This is a genomic window from Dyella sp. (assembly GCF_035277725.1).
Taxonomy (GTDB): domain Bacteria; phylum Pseudomonadota; class Gammaproteobacteria; order Xanthomonadales; family Rhodanobacteraceae; genus Dyella_B.
Map to the genome: position 1 here is coordinate 1 of NZ_DATEJY010000089.1, position 17463 is coordinate 17463.

At 62.3% G+C, this 17463-nt stretch carries 15 protein-coding genes; 7 read left to right on the forward strand and 8 right to left on the reverse strand.

Going from position 1 to position 17463, the window contains the following annotated elements; genetic code table 11:
• Nucleotides 1-327 precede the first annotated feature (327 nt).
• Entirely contained in the window at nt 328-1539 is a 1212-nt protein-coding gene (tyrS, locus tag VJR68_RS08285; RefSeq protein ID WP_324147201.1) for a tyrosine--tRNA ligase, read from the reverse strand.
• 218 nt (nt 1540-1757) lie between these two features.
• On the opposite strand from tyrS, the gene VJR68_RS08290 reads away from it, so the two are divergent.
• Both VJR68_RS08290 and VJR68_RS08295 read left to right on the forward strand, forming a co-directional pair.
• Nucleotides 1758-3209: an OapA family protein gene (locus tag VJR68_RS08290; RefSeq protein ID WP_324147202.1), complete on the forward strand. Its 1452-nt coding sequence runs from the start codon at nt 1758-1760 to the stop codon at nt 3207-3209.
• Between the two features lie 4 nt (nt 3210-3213).
• On the forward strand, nt 3214-4341 hold the full coding sequence (locus tag VJR68_RS08295; protein WP_324147229.1) for an anhydro-N-acetylmuramic acid kinase: 1128 nt from the start codon (nt 3214-3216) through the stop codon (nt 4339-4341).
• Here VJR68_RS08295 and VJR68_RS08300 read toward each other — a convergent pair whose 3' ends face one another.
• The 3 genes from VJR68_RS08300 to VJR68_RS08310 all read right to left on the reverse strand — a co-directional run bounded on the left by VJR68_RS08300 (nt 4342) and on the right by VJR68_RS08310 (nt 6825).
• On the reverse strand, nt 4342-4638 hold the full coding sequence (locus tag VJR68_RS08300; protein ID WP_324147203.1) for a hypothetical protein: 297 nt from the start codon (nt 4636-4638) through the stop codon (nt 4342-4344).
• A 128-nt stretch (nt 4639-4766) separates the two neighbouring features.
• On the reverse strand, nt 4767-6065 hold the full coding sequence (locus VJR68_RS08305) for an AmpG family muropeptide MFS transporter (RefSeq protein WP_324147204.1): 1299 nt from the start codon (nt 6063-6065) through the stop codon (nt 4767-4769).
• Complete coding sequence (locus VJR68_RS08310) at nt 6055-6825, reverse strand: exodeoxyribonuclease III (RefSeq protein ID WP_324147205.1); 771 nt, start codon at nt 6823-6825, stop codon at nt 6055-6057. The genes VJR68_RS08305 and VJR68_RS08310 overlap by 11 nt, the downstream gene beginning before the upstream one ends.
• A gap of 94 nt (nt 6826-6919) precedes the next feature.
• Here VJR68_RS08310 and pyrE point away from each other — a divergent pair, with 94 nt between their 5' ends.
• Both pyrE and VJR68_RS08320 read left to right on the forward strand, forming a co-directional pair.
• Nucleotides 6920-7567: an orotate phosphoribosyltransferase gene (gene pyrE, locus VJR68_RS08315; protein ID WP_324147230.1), complete on the forward strand. Its 648-nt coding sequence runs from the start codon at nt 6920-6922 to the stop codon at nt 7565-7567.
• A gap of 100 nt (nt 7568-7667) precedes the next feature.
• The gene (locus VJR68_RS08320) at nt 7668-8321 is read left to right on the forward strand and encodes a DUF4124 domain-containing protein (RefSeq protein WP_324147206.1); all 654 of its coding nucleotides are present in this window, start codon (nt 7668-7670) and stop codon (nt 8319-8321) included.
• Nucleotides 8322-8740: 419 nt separating this feature from the next.
• Here VJR68_RS08320 and VJR68_RS08325 read toward each other — a convergent pair whose 3' ends face one another.
• The 3 genes from VJR68_RS08325 to coaBC are packed head-to-tail and all read right to left on the reverse strand — an operon-like array spanning nt 8741 to nt 12751.
• On the reverse strand, nt 8741-11074 hold the full coding sequence (locus VJR68_RS08325) for a phosphomannomutase/phosphoglucomutase (protein ID WP_324147207.1): 2334 nt from the start codon (nt 11072-11074) through the stop codon (nt 8741-8743).
• Between the two features lie 19 nt (nt 11075-11093).
• Complete coding sequence (dut, locus tag VJR68_RS08330) at nt 11094-11549, reverse strand: dUTP diphosphatase (protein ID WP_324147208.1); 456 nt, start codon at nt 11547-11549, stop codon at nt 11094-11096.
• Nucleotides 11546-12751 (reverse strand): bifunctional phosphopantothenoylcysteine decarboxylase/phosphopantothenate--cysteine ligase CoaBC, encoded by a 1206-nt coding sequence (gene coaBC, locus VJR68_RS08335; RefSeq protein WP_324147209.1) that lies wholly within the window; start codon nt 12749-12751, stop codon nt 11546-11548. The genes dut and coaBC overlap by 4 nt, the downstream gene beginning before the upstream one ends.
• Before the next feature lie 99 nt (nt 12752-12850).
• On the opposite strand from coaBC, the gene radC reads away from it, so the two are divergent.
• The 3 genes from radC (at nt 12851) to VJR68_RS08350 (ending at nt 16436) form a co-directional block, all read left to right on the forward strand.
• Entirely contained in the window at nt 12851-13522 is a 672-nt protein-coding gene (gene radC, locus VJR68_RS08340; RefSeq protein ID WP_324147210.1) for a RadC family protein, read from the forward strand.
• Between the two features lie 511 nt (nt 13523-14033).
• Nucleotides 14034-15725 carry an arginine--tRNA ligase gene (argS, locus tag VJR68_RS08345; protein WP_324147211.1) on the forward strand — a complete coding sequence of 564 codons (1692 nt, stop codon included), beginning with the start codon at nt 14034-14036 and terminating at the stop codon, nt 15723-15725.
• Nucleotides 15726-16436 carry an SPOR domain-containing protein gene (locus VJR68_RS08350; protein WP_324147212.1) on the forward strand — a complete coding sequence of 237 codons (711 nt, stop codon included), beginning with the start codon at nt 15726-15728 and terminating at the stop codon, nt 16434-16436.
• Between the two features lie 146 nt (nt 16437-16582).
• Here the strand turns inward: VJR68_RS08350 and VJR68_RS08355 are convergent, their stop codons facing one another.
• Nucleotides 16583-17446, reverse strand: a complete 864-nt coding sequence (locus tag VJR68_RS08355) for an NAD(P)-dependent oxidoreductase (RefSeq protein WP_324147213.1) — start codon at nt 17444-17446, stop codon at nt 16583-16585.
• Nucleotides 17447-17463 lie beyond the last annotated feature (17 nt).

Consider the following 17463-nt stretch of genomic DNA (forward strand, 5'->3'; position numbering starts at 1 on the left):
TTTGTGGACAGCTAATCAGCTACCACCGCAAGGCGCCCACACAAGTCACCTGCGCACACTGTCAAAGATCAATCACTTGCAACCTTCTTTTGAAGATCGCCCCGAAGCATTTCGTCCCGGGTGAGCCGCCCATTCTACATCCCTTAATGCTTCCGTCAACACCCTTTGCGATGAATCTTTTTGCTTGGGAGTTGCCGTTCGCGAGAGGTGCGTCGGCGGGGTGGCGAATAATAGGGAGCGCCTACCGATCTGGCAAGCGATTTCTGAAAAATTTTTTTTCTTGCGTTGTTGCGGCGCGCGTTTGCATCACACGCGCCGCTCGCAAACTCACGCTTGCGTGAGCAGCACCCGCGCGAAGTTGCGCTTGCCAATTTGCAAGACACCCTCAAAGCCTGGCGCAAACACACGCTGCGCATCTTCGATGACTTCCGCATCAATGCGTACCGCGCGCTCCTTCAACTTGCGATTCGCTTCGGCATTGCTTGGCGTGAGGCCCGCGGCCGTCAACAGCGCCGGCAAACGCAAGCCTTCTGCCGGCACCGCAATTTCCGTGAGCGGCAGCAAGCTGGTGTCACCTTCACCGCGCACCACCGCATGCCAGCCAGCAATCGCCTGCTCGGCAGCTTCGGCATTATGGAAGCGCGCCGCCAGCTCACGCGCAAGGCGTAGCTTGGCATCGCGCGGATTAAGCACGCTGCCCGCCACATCGCGCTTCATCTGCGCCAGTTCGTCCAACGACACCTCAAAGCTCAGTAATTCGAACCAACGCCACATCAGCTCGTCGCCGATCTTCATGGTCTTGGTGACGATGTCGATGGCCGGCTCATTGATGCCGATGTAGTTACCCAGCGACTTGGACATCTTGTTGACGCCGTCCAGCCCCTCGAGCAACGGCATCGTGAGCACGATCTGCGGCGGCTGCCCGTGATGTTCTTGCAGCCCCCGCCCCATCAGCAGATTGAATTTCTGATCGGTGCCGCCCAGCTCCACGTCGCACTTGAGTGCGACCGAGTCATAGCCCTGCACCAGCGGATACAAGAATTCGTGGATGGCAATGGATTGCTGCGCTGCATAGCGCTTGGCGAAGTCATCGCGCTCAAGCATGCGCGCAACCGTGTGCTGTGCAGCCAGCTTGATCATGTCCGCCGCCGTCATCTTGCCGAACCATTCGGAGTTGAAGCGCAGCTCGGTTTTGTCGCGATCCAACACCTTGTAGACCTGCTCGGCGTAAGTCTCGGCATTGGCCAGCACATCCTCGCGCGTAAGCGGCTTACGCGTGACGTTCTTGCCGGTGGGATCGCCGATCATGCCGGTGAAGTCGCCGATCAAGAAGATCACGGTGTGCCCGAGATCCTGAAACTGCCGCATCTTGTTGAGCAGCACGGTATGCCCCAGGTGCAGGTCCGGCGCAGTGGGGTCGAAACCAGCCTTGATGCGCAGCGGACGCCCGAGCTTGAGGCGTTCGGCCAACTCTTCCTGCTTGATGATTTCGTCGGCGCCGCGCGCAATGGTGGCCAGCGCCTGCTCAAGCTCGTTCATGGAATCCTCTTTTGAAGTAGATGCCTAGGCAGCCAAAAAGGTGATGGCCACCGTCAATCACGTTAATTGTGCGTTAACCGCGAAACCCACGCAAACCCTTGATGCGAAAGGCATTGACGCACTTTGCACAAGGTCGTTATGGTACGCGCTGATTGATACTTTGTAACCGCAGGGGGTGCGGTCGTGAAGATGAATAAGAAGAATAAGGCTTACTAGCGATGGCACAAAGCAAACAAGATCCGCGCATCGCTCGCAAACTGGCTATTCGCCGCAAGGCCCAACGCCGCCACTCCCACTTCTATCAACGCTGCGCCCACTGGTCGTTCAATCGCCAGCCGGGCGGCGAACAGCCGCCCATTCACTGGCATCGCGAGCGTTGGATGCTTGCGGCCACCGCGCTGCTGATCACTGTGCTTTCCGGCTTTTTGATTCCTGCATGGGCAACGGCAATGAAGCCGGCCGCTGGGCAGCCGATCGAGCACACGCTGATGCCGCTCGCCTTGCCGAAGGTGATAGCCCCCGCGCAAAAAGCGCTCGCCATGGAAGACTGGCGCACGGTGCAAGTACGTCCTGGTGAAACACTTGCAGATATTTTTCAGAGCCAAGGCCTGAGCCTTTCGGATCTGCAGCGCGTGGTGGATAGCGCCGGCGACGCCAAGACAGCGCTGCATAACATCCGCCCCGGACAAGAATTCAGTTTTCTGATCGGCAGCCACAGCAATCTTGAAGGCATCCGCTTCGACAAGGACGAATCTACCCAGGCGATCATCCGCCTTGATGGCGCCACGCCGAGCATGCATACCGTTGCACGTGCCGTGGAATCGCGTGAGCAGATCGCGCACGGCGTCATCGATGACTCGCTGTTCGCCGCCGCCAACAAGGCCGGCCTTTCGAACGCGATGGTGATCAAGCTTGCCGACCTCTTCAAATACGACATCGACTTCGTGCAGGACTTGCGCGTCGGCGACAGCTTCACGGTGATCTACGACACCGTCTATCGTGATGGCGCCTATTTGCGCGAAGGTGACATCGTCGCGGCCGAGTTCATCAATCAAGGCGAGCGTTACACGGCTTATCGCTTCAAACGCGCCGATGGCAGCATCGGATGGTTCAGCGAAGATGGCCGTCCGCTGCAGAAATCATTCCTGCGCATTCCGGTTGATTTCACGCGTATCTCCTCGCCCTTCAGCGCAGCGCGCATGCATCCGATCCTTGGCTTGATGCGCGCGCATAAAGGTGTGGATTACGCCGCACCCACCGGCACGCCGATCCATGCCGCCGGCGATGGCGTGATCAAGTTCCGTGGCTGGATGAATGGCTACGGCAACTTCGTGATCATTCAACACAACTCGCACATCAGCACGGCTTACGGGCACATGTCGCGGTTTGCCAACGAGCGCGTCGGCCAGCACGTGCGCCAGGGTGACGTGATTGGTTACGTAGGCATGACCGGCCTGGCCACCGGCCCGCATCTGCACTATGAGTTCCGCGTCGATGGTACGCAGCGCAATCCGCAGACTGTCACGCTGCCGAAACCCGAACCCCTGCCTGGCGCGCAGCTTGCGCAGTTCAAGAGCTCGGTCGTGAAGCCGATGCTGGCGCGCCTGTCCGAGATCGACAATAACTACAAGCTCGCGCGCGCCCAATCCGCCAAGCGTAGTGATGACTGAAGCCGTGGATGACGCAGCCCGGCTCTATGTCGGGCTGATTTCTGGCACCAGCGCGGACGGCATCGATGCCGCGCTGGTGCGCTTCGAGCATGACAAACCGCAGTTAGTGCATGCACTGACGCATGCGTGGCCGGATGACTTGCGTACGCAGATCCTGCGCGTCGCGCAGGATGAAACCACACTCGACCTCGACGCATTTGGCCGTCTGGACATTGCCATCGGCCACACCTTCGCCGACGCTGTCAAAGCGCTGCTGGCGCAAAGCGGAACGCCCGCGTCATCCGTGCATGCGGTGGGATCGCATGGGCAAACGATCCGCCACCGCCCTTCCGGCGAGCACCCTTTTACGTTGCAGATCGGCAACGCCAGCGTGATGGCAGAACGTTGCGGCATCGACGTGGTGGCGGATTTTCGCAGCGCGGATGTGGCCGCCGGTGGTCAGGGTGCGCCGCTGCTTCCGGCAGTGCATGCGATGCTGCTCCATGCGCCCGGACGCACCCGCGTGGTGCTCAATCTCGGCGGCATCGCCAACATCACCGTGCTGGCGGCGGATGGGCGCGTGTTCGGTTTTGATACGGGACCGGCCAACGGCCTGATGGATGCCTGGTGCCTGCGCCATCGTGGCGAGGCATTCGATCGGAACGGCGCCTTTGCTGCCAGCGGCCGAGTCGACGACACCTTGCTCGCCACACTATTGGCCGATCCGTATTTCGCATTGCCGCCACCCAAGAGCACCGGCCGTGAACACTTTCATCTCGGCTGGCTGGATGCACGCCTGCACGCAATAACGGCCTCGCCCGCGGACGTGCAGGCGACCTTGCTCGAGCTGACGGCGCGCAGCATCGCCGCTGCGATCGATGCGCATGCAAGCGATGCCGCGGATGTGCTGCTCTGTGGCGGCGGCGTGCACAATCAGGTGCTGGTACAACGTCTGCGCGAACTCATGCGTTCGCGTGAACTGGGCAGCACCGCCGATTACGGCGTTGATCCGGATTACCTGGAAGCCACCGCATTCGCATGGCTTGCGCGACAACGGCTGCTCGGCCTGCCGGGCAATCTGCCCGCGGTTACCGGCGCCCGTGGTCCACGCGTACTGGGCGCCGTCCATCTGGCGCCACGCAGCGCGCGCTGATCATTCTAGCAATTCGCTGGCCTGATAACTCGGTGCAAGCTGCTCGGGGCGCGCCATGGCGAGCGCCTGCATGGCTTCCTGGAAGGCCGCGCGTTCGTTGGCGTTCCAGTTTCCCGTAAAGGAAAGATCGTTCGGGTCGAGCGCCGTCTCGGCAAGCAGACTGCCTTCCGACACACCCAGGCCCTGACGCAGTGCCTGCAGCACCACGTCGTTGATCGACCACTGGCGTGTCTTGGCCAGCAGCTTGATACGCTCGGCCATCAAGCGATCGATGTGACGAATCATCAAATCCGGCATAGGACGGTTGCTCCGTTGCCACACACAGCCCTGTGTGCCGATCGTCGCCAACTGTGCCGCTGCTGACAATTGCCAGTCACGCGAACCGTGGATCAGTTCGCAGTGAGGATGTGAATGCTTTCAACTCTCTAGTCGGCGCGAGACGCGATGGGATCGAACCACCGCCGCAAACCCGCGAAAAGCAGCATGGCCGGCAGCACGGAACACACCGTAATGATGAAGTAGCCGCCGTACCCGGACGCGGCAACGATGCCGCCGGCAAAAAAGCCAAGCACTTTGCCCGGCAAGTTCACCAGGGAACTCAGCAGCGCATACTGCGTCGCCGTGTGCTGGCGATTCACCAGCAAGGAAAGGAAAGCCACGGTGGGCGGCCCCAGCATGCCCTCAAAAAAGTTTTGCCCGGAAATCGCCAAGGTCAGCATGCTCAAATGGCCCTTGTGCGCAATCAACAACAGATAAAGCAAATTGCTGATGGCCCCCAGCACGATGCACCCACCCAGGCTGCGCCAAGCCCCCCAGCGCGCCACCGCCACGCCACCGGCGAACGCACCCGCAATGCCGATCCAGATGCCATAGATCTTGGTGACCGCACCAATTTCGGTATTGCTGAAGCCCATGTCGCGGTAAAACGGCCCCATCACCCCGCCGATGATGGCCTGCTCCGGAATCTTGAACAGCAGGATAAACAGCAAGGTCAGCAGCGCAATCGCCCAGTGGTAACGGCGGAAGAAGTCAGTGAACGGATCGATCACGCCTTCGCGCATCGCCTCGCGCCACGACGAAGGCGACAGGCGCAACACATCCGCCTCGCGCATGTTCAGCGTGACGAGGATCGGGATCGCCATCATCACGGCCATCAACATATAGATAGGCGTCCAGCCGATGTGATCCGACAGGATCAGCGCAAACGCACCGGCAACCAGCAACCCCAGCCGATAGCCCAGCGAATATGTCGCCACCAACGCGCCTTGTGCCGAAGGCGGCGCGATTTCGATGCGATACGCATCGATCGCAATATCCTGCGTGGCGCCCATAAAGGCCACGAACAGGGTCGCCGCGATAAACAGCGCCAGTTGCTGCGGCGTCAGCACGGCCATGATCAGTAAGCCAACCAGCACACCCAGCTGCGCCATCAATAGCCATCCGCGACGCTGCCCCAGGCGCGTGAATAGTGGCAAGCGCCAGTGATCAAGCAAGGGTGCCCAAAGAAACTTGAACGCGTAAGTCATGCCCGCGCTGGCAATCATCGTGATGTCCCTCAGCAGGATGCCGTTCTGCTTCAACCAGAACGACAGCGTGTAGGACACCAACAGAAACGGCAGACCCGATGAAAAACCCAGCAGGCACATCGTCCACGCCGACGGCTGCGAGAACGCTTGCCAGATGGACGGCTTGCGCGCGGCCGCCGCACCACCTTCAGTCGACATAATCAACCGTATACGGCGCGTGGTCGGAGAAGCGTTCGTCGCGATAGACCGCGCAATGCTTGAGGCGCTTGTGCAGCGAGGGTGTCACGATTTGATAGTCGATGCGCCACCCTACGTTGTTTTCGCGTGCGCGCCCACGGTTGGACCACCAGGTGTATTCCACCGCCTCCGGCTTGATCGCGCGGAAGCTATCCACCCAGCCGCGCTTGTCGATCAGATCGTTGAGCCAGGCGCGCTCTTCCGGCAAGCAACCGGAATTCTTCTGGTTGGATTTCCAGTTCTTGATGTCCAGCTCGCTTCGCACGATGTTCCAATCGCCGCAAAGCACGTAATCGCGCCCGCTCTTCAGCCACTTGTCGAAGATCGGCGTGAGCCGGTCCATGGCCTTGAACTTGAACTGCTGGCGCTCTTCGCCGGAAGAACCCGAAGGTACATACAGCGATACCACGCTGAGCTTGCCGAAACGCGCTTCGATGTAGCGACCTTCGTTATCGAACTCATCCCAGCCCAGTTCGGTAATGACCTTGTCCGGCTCCTGCTTGGCATAGATCGCCACGCCGCTGTAGCCCTTCTTGCTGCTGGCATCGCGATAGAAACAGTGATGCCCATCCGGACGAAACATCGGATCGACCAGTTGATCCTCCTGCGACTTGGTTTCCTGCAGGCAGACGACGTCGGCGCGCTGCTTGCGCAGCCAATCGAAGACGCCCTTGGTCGCGGCGGAACGGATGCCGTTGGCATTGAGGCTGATGATGCGCATACGTGTTCCTCGTGGGGACGGGCCATGATAGCAATCGAGCGCAAAGCGAGGGACGCGCTACCATGGCGCACCTTGCCCACATCTCTTTATGGCCATGCACGATTACCAGCGCGATTTCATCGAACTCACCTTGCAACGCGACGTACTGCGCTTCGGCGAATTCACGCTCAAGTCCGGTCGCATCAGTCCGTACTTCTTCAACATGGGCCGCATCGATTCCGGCGCAGCGTTGGCCCGTCTCGGCCGCGCCTATGCCGCCGCGGTGGCGAACTCGGGGCTGCAGGTGGACATGCTGTTCGGCCCCGCCTACAAAGGCATTCCGCTCGCCGCCGCCACGGTCATCGCGCTGGCTGACCAGCAGGGCCGCGACCTGCCCTGGGCCTATAACCGCAAAGAGGCCAAGGACCATGGCGAAGGCGGCGTGCTGGTCGGCGCACCGCTCAAGGGCCGCGTGCTGATCGTGGATGACGTGATGACCGCCGGCACCGCCGTGCGCGAGTCCCTCAGCCTGATCCGCGCGCAGGGTGCCGAGCCGGCTGGCGTGCTGATTGCGCTGGATCGCCAGGAACGCGGCCAGGGCGAACTGTCCGCCGCGCAGGAAGTCCAGCGCGATTACGGTATTCCGGTGGTGGCCATCACCAGCTTCAGCGACGTACTGGCCTATGCCGGCGAGCGCCCCGAGCTGGCCGCGGAACACCAGCGTATGCTGGCCTACCGCGAGCGCTACGGCGTAAACGCCTGAGATGTCCTGAGCAGCGCAGTGACCCCAGTCACGTTGGCGCACTTTTGACATCGAGCGTGTCAAACGCGATGACTATACTGGGGTGACGAGGAGGGGAATCATGCGTCGACTCGCGCTCAGCGCAACCATCATCTTGTCGCTCGGCCTGGCCGGAGCGGCAGCGGCTCAACAAGCCACCCCTGGCGGGGTGCATTACCGCTGGGTGGACGGCAGCGGCCTGCCGCATTACAGCGACAGCTTGACCGTGGATGCACTCAAGTATGGCTATGACGTCATCGGCAGCAACGGCCTGGTGATGGAGCACGTCCGCAAGCAGTTGTCGCCGGCCGAACGCGCGGCGGCAGAAAAGCAGGCGGCGGAAGCGGCAGCAAAGCAGCGCGCCGTCGAGGAGCAGAAGACCAATGACATGCTGCTTCTCAACACGTATCCCGACGAGGCAGCGCTGAAGATCCAGCATCAGCAGATCCTGGATCACCTTGACGAAGAAATGAGCACCACGCGAATGAACCTGCACAGCCAGGACGCTGCGCTGACCGATCTGCTCAACCGCGCAGCGGATGAAGAGCGCCAGAAAAAGCCGGTGCCGAAATTCCTCACCGACCAGATCGCCACGCAGCGCAACGTGGTGGCCAATGAGCGCGCTCTGCTGGAACGCGAGAAAGCCAATCGTGCTGCCACCGAGCAACAACAGGCTCAGGAACTGCAGCATTTTCGTGAGCTGAAGGCTGCGGAGAAAAACGACCGCGGTTATTGAGGCTGTGTATGTCGCAGGCCAGGATGCAGGCGCGTTTATACCGCAGCGGCTTTGGCATCACTCAGCGTAAAGGCTGAAATTTACATCAATACTGTTTCGGAGCAGATCGTCATTCCGGCGAAGGCCCATTGCTGTCCGGGGAAATTCGCTGCGCTTTAGACAAGCACATCTGCAACTCAACCGAAGCCCTTTTTTTCCAGCAAATTCAAAGCTAGCGATTCGTCGCCCCGGCGAACGCCGGGGCCCAGTGTCATTGACGACCTGTAAGTCGCTGGATCCCGGCTTTCGCCGGGACGACGAGCTTTTTAGCCATTTCGCTTAAACAAGCAAAACTTTCCCCGGGCAGCAATGGGCGAAGGCCGGAATGACGGTTCGCTTCGACATAGAATCGATGCGAACCGTGACAATCCACAAGCTCTTTAGAACGGCAACTTCAGCGACGCATCCACCGCCAGCAACTGCGTACGGAAGACATCCTGGATGCGCTTGAGCGCCTGTTCATTATCTGCATCGAAACGCAGCACCAGGATCGGTGTGGTATTGGAAGGACGCACCAGCCCCCAACCATCCGGCCAATCCGCGCGCACGCCATCGATGGTGACCAGGGTGGCATCGCCGAAATGGGCCTGCTCGCGGAATGTCTCGATGAAGCGGTAATGCTCGCCCTCGGTCATTTCCACTTTCAGTTCCGGCGTGGACACGCCCTTGGGGCAGGTGGCAAAAATCTCTTCCGGCGTACGGCCCTCCAGGTCACCCGCCAGAATTTCCAGCAGGCGCGCCGCGGCGTAGATACCGTCGTCGAAACCGTACCAGCGCTCCTGGAAGAAGAAGTGCCCACTCATCTCGCCGGCCAGCTCCGCGCCGGTTTCGCGCATCTTGGCCTTGATCAGCGAGTGGCCGGTGCGCCACATCAGCGGACTGCCGCCGGCATCGAGGATCTGGCCCTTGAGATGGCCGGTGCACTTCACGTCATAGATGATCGTGGCGCCTGGCTGGCGCGACAGCACATCGCGCGCAAACAGCATCAGCGTGCGGTCGGGGAAGATGATCTCGCCGCTGCGTGTGACCACGCCCAGTCGATCGCCATCGCCGTCGAAGGCGAGGCCCAGATCCGCGCCGGTCTGCTTCACCGAAAGAATCAGATCCTCCAGGTTGTGTGGATCGGAGGGGTCCGGATGATGATTGGGGAAGTTGCCGTCCACGTCGCAATACAGCGGAATCACTTCGCAGCCGATGCCTTCCAGCACCTGCGGCGCCACCGCACCCGGAATGCCATTGCCGCAATCGACCACGATCTTGAGCGCGCGCTCGGTCTGCACGTCGGAGGTAATGCGCTCGACGTAATCAGGCAGCACATCGACCAGACGCAAGCTACCGCCGCCATCGGATTCCAGTGCGCCGGTAACGATGCGTTGATAGAGATCCTGGATCGCGCCTTCCGACAATGTCTCACCGCCGACGACGATCTTGAAACCGTTGTAGTCCGGCGGGTTGTGGCTACCGGTAACGGCCACGCCGCAACCGGTGTTGTAGCGATAGGTGGCGTAGTACACCACCGGCGTCGGCACCGAACCGATGTCGATCACATCGATGCCGGCGAGGCGCAAGCCATCTGCCAGCGCCCCGGCGAGTTCGGGACCCGAAAGGCGGCCATCGCGACCCACCACAATCTCGCGCAGGCCTTTCTCGCGCATCACCGTGCCGATCGATTGGCCTAGCAACTTGGCCACCGCAGGCGTAAGGCTCTTGCCCACCACGCCGCGCACGTCGTACGCGCGGAAGATCGCCGGATCCACCTTGACGTCTACCGGCACGGGAGCAGGGGCAGGCTTGGCCGCGGCCGGAGCGGATTTGACCGGTTCGGGCTGGAGCGGCTGGGCTTCTATGACATCGGACAACGTGGGTTCCTCGACAGGCGCACGCGCAGGCTTGCCGACGCGGCCAAACAACCAGAATAAAGCGATACCGCCGACCAGGCTCACCAGCGTGAGCATGGCCGCGAACGGCCAGGATGGCGGCAGCACGATGTAGGCACCCGGCAGCACCGCCACGACGTTGAAAGAACTGCCTTCGATGGGTTTGCCGGTGGGCTCGATATCCACCGAATCCTTCCGACCGTGCGACAGCAGTTGCAGGTTTTCGCCACGATCCGTGCTTTGGTGCAGCTCGATGCGCCCGTCGCCGACCGGCACCGCCTCAAAGCGATCACCGATGGGGGCAAACGGCAGTTCGATCCACGCCCAAGCCTGGGGTTTCTGCGATGAGCCCAGGGGCTCCACCACAGTCAGGCGACGATCGCCGAGCCCCTTGAGCGTGGCTTCCATCGGCGGCGAGCCTTCGGCATCCGGCGCGGACATCAGCTGAGCAGCCTTGGCATAGCCGAAATCGCGATAGTTGGCGTGCAGCACTTCGTCCAGGCCGGCGCTGTATATCTCGATGTTCAAGGCTTGCGGCAAGCGTTGCTTCAATGCCGCCACGACTTGCTGCGCATTGCCCGGCAAGCCGGTGAGATCAAGACCTGCCACCGCCTGATTGACGGTATCGCGCTGTTTGGCAATCTCTTCGTTCAAGGCCTGCACCGCCCGATCCTGTGCGGCATGCACGCGCGTCACGGCGCTGCCCTGATCGGCGATCAACCAAGTCTGCCATGCGCAGAACACCGCCAACGCCAGCAGCAAGGTGCCGCCCGCCAGCATCAGCAATCGTCCCCACTGCACATTCGGCAAACGCGCCCGTGCGCTGTTCATCGCCATGCCCCGTAAACCCCGTTGATCAATGCTTTCCGGTTGAACCGAATCCGCCCTCGCCCCGCTCCGTAGGCACGAACTCCTCAACGATCCGCAGCCGGGCCTGCCCCACCGGCACCAGCAACAATTGTGCGACGCGCTCGCCCACCGCGATGGTGTAAGGCTGCGTGCCGCGGTTCCAGCAAGAGATCATCAGCGGTCCTTGGTAATCGGCGTCGATGACGCCGACCAGGTTGCCCATCACCAGGCCATGCTTATGGCCGAGTCCCGAGCGCGGCACGATCAGCGCGCACCAGCCCGGATCGCCGATGTGAATCGCCATGCCGCTGGGTACCAGGGCGCTTTCGCCAGGTGCCAGAGTCAATGGCTCCTGCAATGCCGCGCGCAGGTCCATGCCGGCGCTGCCGAGCGTGGCGGCCTGCGGCAGCGGAATGCTGTCGCCCAGGCGTGGGTCAAGAATCTTTACTTCGATATCGATCATCCACGCACCGCCTGGTAGCGGCTGGCGATGCATTCGATGAGCTGGCGTGCGAGTGCGGCCTTGTCGGTGCGCGGCAATTCCAGCGAACCATCGGCCCAGTACAGCGTGATGGCGTTGTCCGCCGTTTCGAAGCCGAGACCTTCGCCAACCTGGTTGGCGGCGATCATGTCCAGGCCTTTGCGTTGCAGTTTGTCGCGTGCATAGGTCTCCACCTTCTGCGTCTCGGCGGCAAAACCCACCAGGAAAGGATGCGGCTGCCTGGCCGAAAGGCTGGCGAGAATGTCCGGGTTCTCCGCCAATTGCAGCGTGAGATCGGCGCCAGCGTGTTTTTTCAGCTTGTGCTCGGCCACGCTGTTGGGGCGGTAATCGCCCACGGCAGCCGAACCGATGTAGATGTCCGCATCCTGCGCCGCTGCCGTCACGGCGGCATGCATCTGCGCCGCGCTGCGCACGTCGATGCGCTTGGCGACACCGAACGGGGTCGCCAAGCTCACCGGCCCTGCCACCAGCGTTACCTGCGCACCAGCGCGCGCGGCGGCACCGGCCACGGCGAAACCCATGCGACCCGAACTGCGGTTGCCGATGAAGCGCACCGGATCGATGTCTTCGTAAGTGGGTCCGGCGCTGACCACGACACGCTTGCCGCGCAAGACCTGCTCGGCAAACGAAGCCACGATCGCCGCGCGCAATTCGTGTGGTTCCAGCATCCGGCCCGAACCGATCTCGCCGCAGGCCTGATCGCCGGAAGCCGGCCCAAGCATATGTACGCCGCGTGCACGCAAGGTCGCCACGTTGGCCTGCACGGCGGCATGCGCCCACATCTGTTGGTTCATCGCGGGCGCGACATACACCGGCGCCGCCGTCGCCAGGCACAACGTGGTCAGCAGGTCGTCGGCATGGCCATGCGCCAGCCGGGCGACCAAGTCCGCGCTGGCCGGTGCGATCAGCACGCGTTCGGCCCAACGCGCCAGTTCGATATGGCCCATCGCCGCCTCTGCCGATTCATCCCACAGGCTCACGCGCACCGGCTCACCGGACAGCGCCTGAAAGGTGGTAGGGGTGACGAAGCGGGTGGCGTTCTCTGTCATCACCACGCGCACGTGCGCGCCGAGGTCGCGCATGCGGCGAACCAGCTCGCAGGATTTGTAGGCGGCAATGCCGCCCGACACTCCCAGCACGATGCGGCGCTCAGCAAGACTCATGGTGTAAGAGGGGCCCGACGTTCAAATAGACGGCTAGCTTACCGGATTCACATAGGCCAACTGCTGTCCGGAAAGACCCTTGAACGGGATGCTGATCACATGAGCATCCGACACTGGCCCGAAACCGAACGACCCCGCGAAAAATTATTGGCGCAAGGCAGCGCCATGCTCTCCGACGCGGAGCTGCTCGCCGTGCTGCTGGGCAGCGGTGTGCGCGGCAAGGACGCGATCGCGCTGGGCCGCGAATTGCTGATGCAGGCCGGTGGCCTCAATGCTTTGCTCGGCCGCCAGGATGGCGACTTGCGCGTGCCGGGGCTCGGTCCCGCCAAGCGCGCACGGATTGCCGCCGCCCTGGAGCTGGCGCGCCGCAGCCTGGCCGAACAGCTTACCGAGCAGCCGGCGCTGCGCAATCCGCGCGACAGCGGCGACTACCTGAGCGCCCGGCTGCGGCACCTGCCTTACGAAGTGTTCGCCTGCCTTTTCCTCGACAACCGCCACCGCGTGCTCGCCTTTGAAGAACTGTTTCGCGGCACCGTGGACGGCGCCAGCGTGCATCCTCGCGAAGTGGTCCGCGCCTGCCTGAGGCACAACGCAGCCGCGGTGATCTTTGCGCATAACCACCCTAGCGGTGTGGCCGAACCGAGCTCCGCCGATCAACTCATCACCCGGGAGCTGGGCCAGGCATTGCGGCTGATCGGGGTACGCGTGCTGGACCATATGGTGATCGGCCACGCCGAGCCGGTATCGATGGCCGCCCGCGGCCTGCTCTGAACCGCGCGCAAAAAAACGGCGCGACCGGGGAGGATCGCGCCGTGAGCCGCATGAGGGGAGGGTAAGGGAATGCGGCAGTCCCGTATCGAGCCGACGGGGGAGACGCCGGAGATACCCAGCTATTGTCGCGATGCGTCATGACCGACGTATGACATCGTGGGCCATTCGGACAAATTCCTCTTGCCGAATACCGGCCCGACAGACACTGGCAAGACTTATGCACACAGCGCCGAAAAGCCTACTTAGCCCCATATTACTGAAAAGCACATCAAGTTCACATTTTAGTGCTTTGTTTTATCAGGAAAATTTGTATGACAAAGCAGTTTCCGCCGGCCTTTCATGCAATGTCCACCACGGCGCCTTCACTTTCCCCACAGAGTTATCCACAGCCTGATCCACTGCGCTGCAGCAGCCTCTCAGCGGCCTGGATGACATCCTCCGGCACGAAGGCGGGTCCGGATGCGATGGTCTGTTACGATGCGCGGTTCCATTCCCGAACGATCCCCTTCCTGTGAAAGAAGCGCTGCGCGAACTGGTCCTCACGGCGATCCGGACCCTGCAAGGCGATGGCGTCCTGCCCGCCGACCTTGACCTGCCCAACTTCGTGATCGAGCGAGCCCGCAGCCGCGAACACGGCGACTTCGCCACCAATGCCGCCATGCTGCTGGCCAAACCAGCCCGCGCCAAACCGCGCGAGCTGGCCGAGAAGCTGGTTGCTGCCCTGCCCGCCAATGCCCTGGTCGGCAAGGTGGAGATCGCAGGGCCGGGCTTCATCAACTTTGTCCTGGCGCCTTCGGCCTACTACGCCGAAGCGGGTCGCATGCTTGCAGAAGGCCCCATCTACGGGCGCAACCAGAACGGCGCCGGACACACGGTGGGCGTGGAGTTCGTATCGGCCAATCCGACCGGGCCGCTGCATGTGGGCCACGGCCGCGCTGCCGCGATCGGCGACTGCTTGAGCCGCTTGCTTGAAGCCACGGGCTGGAACGTCAAGCGCGAGTTCTACTACAACGACGCCGGCGTGCAGATCCAGAACCTGGCGATCTCCGTGCAGGCGCGCGCGCGCGGTATCGCACCGGGTGATCCGGGCTGGCCGGAAGACGGTTATCGCGGCGACTACATCGCGGACGTGGCGCGTGCTTATTTGAACGGCGAAACGGTCATCGCCGACGGCCATGCCGTGACGGGCGCCAAAAACCCCGACGATCTCGAAGCGATTCGCCACTTCGCCGTGGCTTCGCTGCGTCGCGAGCAGGATCTGGATCTGCAAGCCTTCGGCGTCGGCTTCGATGTGTACTTTCTGGAATCTTCGCTCTACACCGACGGCAAAGTGGAAGAGACCGTGCGCGAACTCGTCGCCCACGGCCACACCTACGAAGAAGGCGGCGCGCTGTGGCTGCGGACCACCGATTTCGGTGACGACAAGGACCGCGTGATGCGCAAGTCCGACGGCACCTACACCTACTTCCTGCCGGACGTGGCGTATCACCGCAGCAAATGGCTGCGTGGCTACGAGCGCGCGATTACCGAACTGGGTTCGGATCATCACGGCAGCCTCGCGCGCGTGCGCGCCGGTTTGCAGGCACTGGATTGCGGCATACCCAAGGGCTGGCCGGAATACGTGCTGCACCAGATGGTGACGGTGATGCGCGGCGGCGAGGAAGTGAAGATCTCCAAGCGCGCTGGCAGCTACGTCACCCTGCGCGACCTGATCGACGAAACTGGCCGCGACGCCACGCGCTACTTCCTGATCGCACGCAAGGGCGATTCACAGCTCGTCTTCGACATCGACCTGGCCCGCTCGCAAAGCAACGACAACCCGGTCTACTACATCCAGTACGCCCACGCCCGTGTTTGCCGCGTGCTGGAAGAGCTGGCCGAACGCGGCCTGCCATCGGTCGACACCCGGGCCGGCATCGCCGCCATGGCGCGGCTGGATACCGAGCACGAACAGATCCTGCTCACCGAACTGTCGCGCTATCCGGAAGTGGTGGAAGCGGCGGCCAACAATCTGGAACCGCACCTGATCGCGCAATACCTGCGCGAACTCGCTGGCGCGCTTCACAGCTACTATCACGAGCACAAATGGATCGTGGACGACGCCGAGCTGCGCAACGCGCGCATCACCCTCGCCGTCGCCACCCGCCAGGTGCTACGCAACGGTTTGGATTTACTGGGTCTCAGCGCCCCGGAGAAGATGTAAATGGCAACACGCAAGGGCAAAGGCCGCCAGGCCGTTCGCAACAGCAGCGGCGGGTTCCCGGCCTGGGCCGGCATTCTGGTCGGCATCTTGATCGGCGGCCTGGTCGTGGTGGTGCTGATGCGCCATTCGCTGGTGCCGATGACGCCCAAGGGCCCGCAACCCAATCCACAAGCGACCGCGCAACCCGGCAGCGATGAAGGCCTCACACCGGCCACCAGCAATACCGCGCCGAAGAAGCCGCAGTACGACTTCTATTCCGTGCTGTCGGAGAAGGAGGTGCGCATTCCCGATTCGGAAATCAGCGCCCAGGCCAAGGCGGAACAGCAGGCCCAGCAGAAGCAGCAGCAACAACAGCAGCAACAGGCACAGGCTGCAGCGGCAACACCCAAGCTGCCACCCAACGCACCGCCGGCCGTCACGCAGAACATCACCGCCGCACCCGCTTCGGCGGTCGCGCCGCCGCCTTCGAACGGCCCCAGTGGTTATCTGCTGCAGGTGGGTGCGTTCCCGAACGCCTCTGAAGCAGAAACGCTGAAGGCCAAGCTGGCACTGCAGGGTTTCGTCGCCAACGTGCAGTCTGTGAATGTTGGCGGGCAGACTTATCACCGCGTACGTCTGGGCCCGTTCCACTCGGCAACCGATCTGGAATCGGCGAAGCAGCGCTTGTCGGCAGCGGGGATTTCGGCGATTGCGTTGAAAGCCGGCGGCTGACACGCAACCCCACGAACCACGAACAAGGGCGCCCACAGGCGCCCTTGTCATTTTGGGTGAACCGTAGGTTGGGGCGCGAACCCCAACATCCGGAATGCATGCAGATAGCGATGTTGGGGTTCGCACCCCAACCTACGCTGCTGCGCTTAGACGTGCGGCCGCTTCAACCGGATCAGTCCCGAAATATCATCATCGCCATGCCCTTGCTGCATCAGCTCGGCATAGTCGGCCAATGACTGCTCGATCACCACGCGCGAGGTACCCGCCTTCTCCGCAATACCGCGCACGATACCCAGATCCTTGTGCAGCAGCGCCAGCTTGAAGCCCACGCTGAACTGATTGTTCAACATCGTTGCACCGCGCTTTTCCAGGAACCAGTTGCCGGCAGCCCCGGCACCCAGCGTGGGAATCAGCCGCTCCGGATCGAGCCCCAACGCCTCGCCCAGCGCCAAGCCTTCGCAAACCGCTTGCGCAATGCCCGCCACCAGCACCTGGTTGATCGCCTTGGTCGCCTGCCCCGCGCCAACGTCACCCAGATGTGTAATGCGCAAGGCGTACGCTTCCAGCACCGGCCGCGCACGTTCGAGCACGGCGGCATCACCGCCCACCATGATCGAGAGCTTGCCGTTCTTCGCGCCTTCCACGCCGCCGGAAACCGGTGCATCCAGAAAGTGTGCGTTCACGGCAGCAAGACGTGCCGCCGCCTGCTTGGCGGTATCGGGTGCAACAGTGGAATGATCGATCACGATCGTGCCGGGTTTTACCTGCGGCGCGAGTGCATCCACGGTATTCAGCACATCGGCATCGGCAGTCACGCACAGCGCAATCACGTCGCACTGCGCCGCAAGTTCGTCCAGCGTAGGTGCGGTGACACCCAATGCGTGTGCAAGCGCTTCGGCCTTGGCATGCGTGCGGTTGGCCACCGCATGTAGCAAACCATGCTGCTTCAAATGTCCGGCCATCGGTTCGCCCATGGCGCCGAGGCCGATGAATGCTGCCTTGAGAGTCATACGTGATCCTTGCTGGA

What these genes read in the sequence shown, in the direction of transcription:
- tyrS (WP_324147201.1), bottom strand. Translation starts at nt 1,539, where the DNA reads ATGAACGAGCTTGAGCAGGCGCTGGCCACCATTGCGCGCGGCGCCGAC.
- VJR68_RS08290 (WP_324147202.1), top strand. Translation starts at nt 1,758, where the DNA reads ATGGCACAAAGCAAACAAGATCCGCGCATCGCTCGCAAACTGGCTATT.
- VJR68_RS08300 (WP_324147203.1), bottom strand. Translation starts at nt 4,638, where the DNA reads ATGCCGGATTTGATGATTCGTCACATCGATCGCTTGATGGCCGAGCGT.
- VJR68_RS08305 (WP_324147204.1), bottom strand. Translation starts at nt 6,065, where the DNA reads ATGTCGACTGAAGGTGGTGCGGCGGCCGCGCGCAAGCCGTCCATCTGG.
- VJR68_RS08310 (WP_324147205.1), bottom strand. Translation starts at nt 6,825, where the DNA reads ATGCGCATCATCAGCCTCAATGCCAACGGCATCCGTTCCGCCGCGACC.
- pyrE (WP_324147230.1), top strand. Translation starts at nt 6,920, where the DNA reads ATGCACGATTACCAGCGCGATTTCATCGAACTCACCTTGCAACGCGAC.
- VJR68_RS08320 (WP_324147206.1), top strand. Translation starts at nt 7,668, where the DNA reads ATGCGTCGACTCGCGCTCAGCGCAACCATCATCTTGTCGCTCGGCCTG.
- VJR68_RS08325 (WP_324147207.1), bottom strand. Translation starts at nt 11,074, where the DNA reads ATGGCGATGAACAGCGCACGGGCGCGTTTGCCGAATGTGCAGTGGGGA.
- dut (WP_324147208.1), bottom strand. Translation starts at nt 11,549, where the DNA reads ATGATCGATATCGAAGTAAAGATTCTTGACCCACGCCTGGGCGACAGC.
- coaBC (WP_324147209.1), bottom strand. Translation starts at nt 12,751, where the DNA reads ATGAGTCTTGCTGAGCGCCGCATCGTGCTGGGAGTGTCGGGCGGCATT.
- radC (WP_324147210.1), top strand. Translation starts at nt 12,851, where the DNA reads ATGAGCATCCGACACTGGCCCGAAACCGAACGACCCCGCGAAAAATTA.
- VJR68_RS08350 (WP_324147212.1), top strand. Translation starts at nt 15,726, where the DNA reads ATGGCAACACGCAAGGGCAAAGGCCGCCAGGCCGTTCGCAACAGCAGC.
- VJR68_RS08355 (WP_324147213.1), bottom strand. Translation starts at nt 17,446, where the DNA reads ATGACTCTCAAGGCAGCATTCATCGGCCTCGGCGCCATGGGCGAACCG.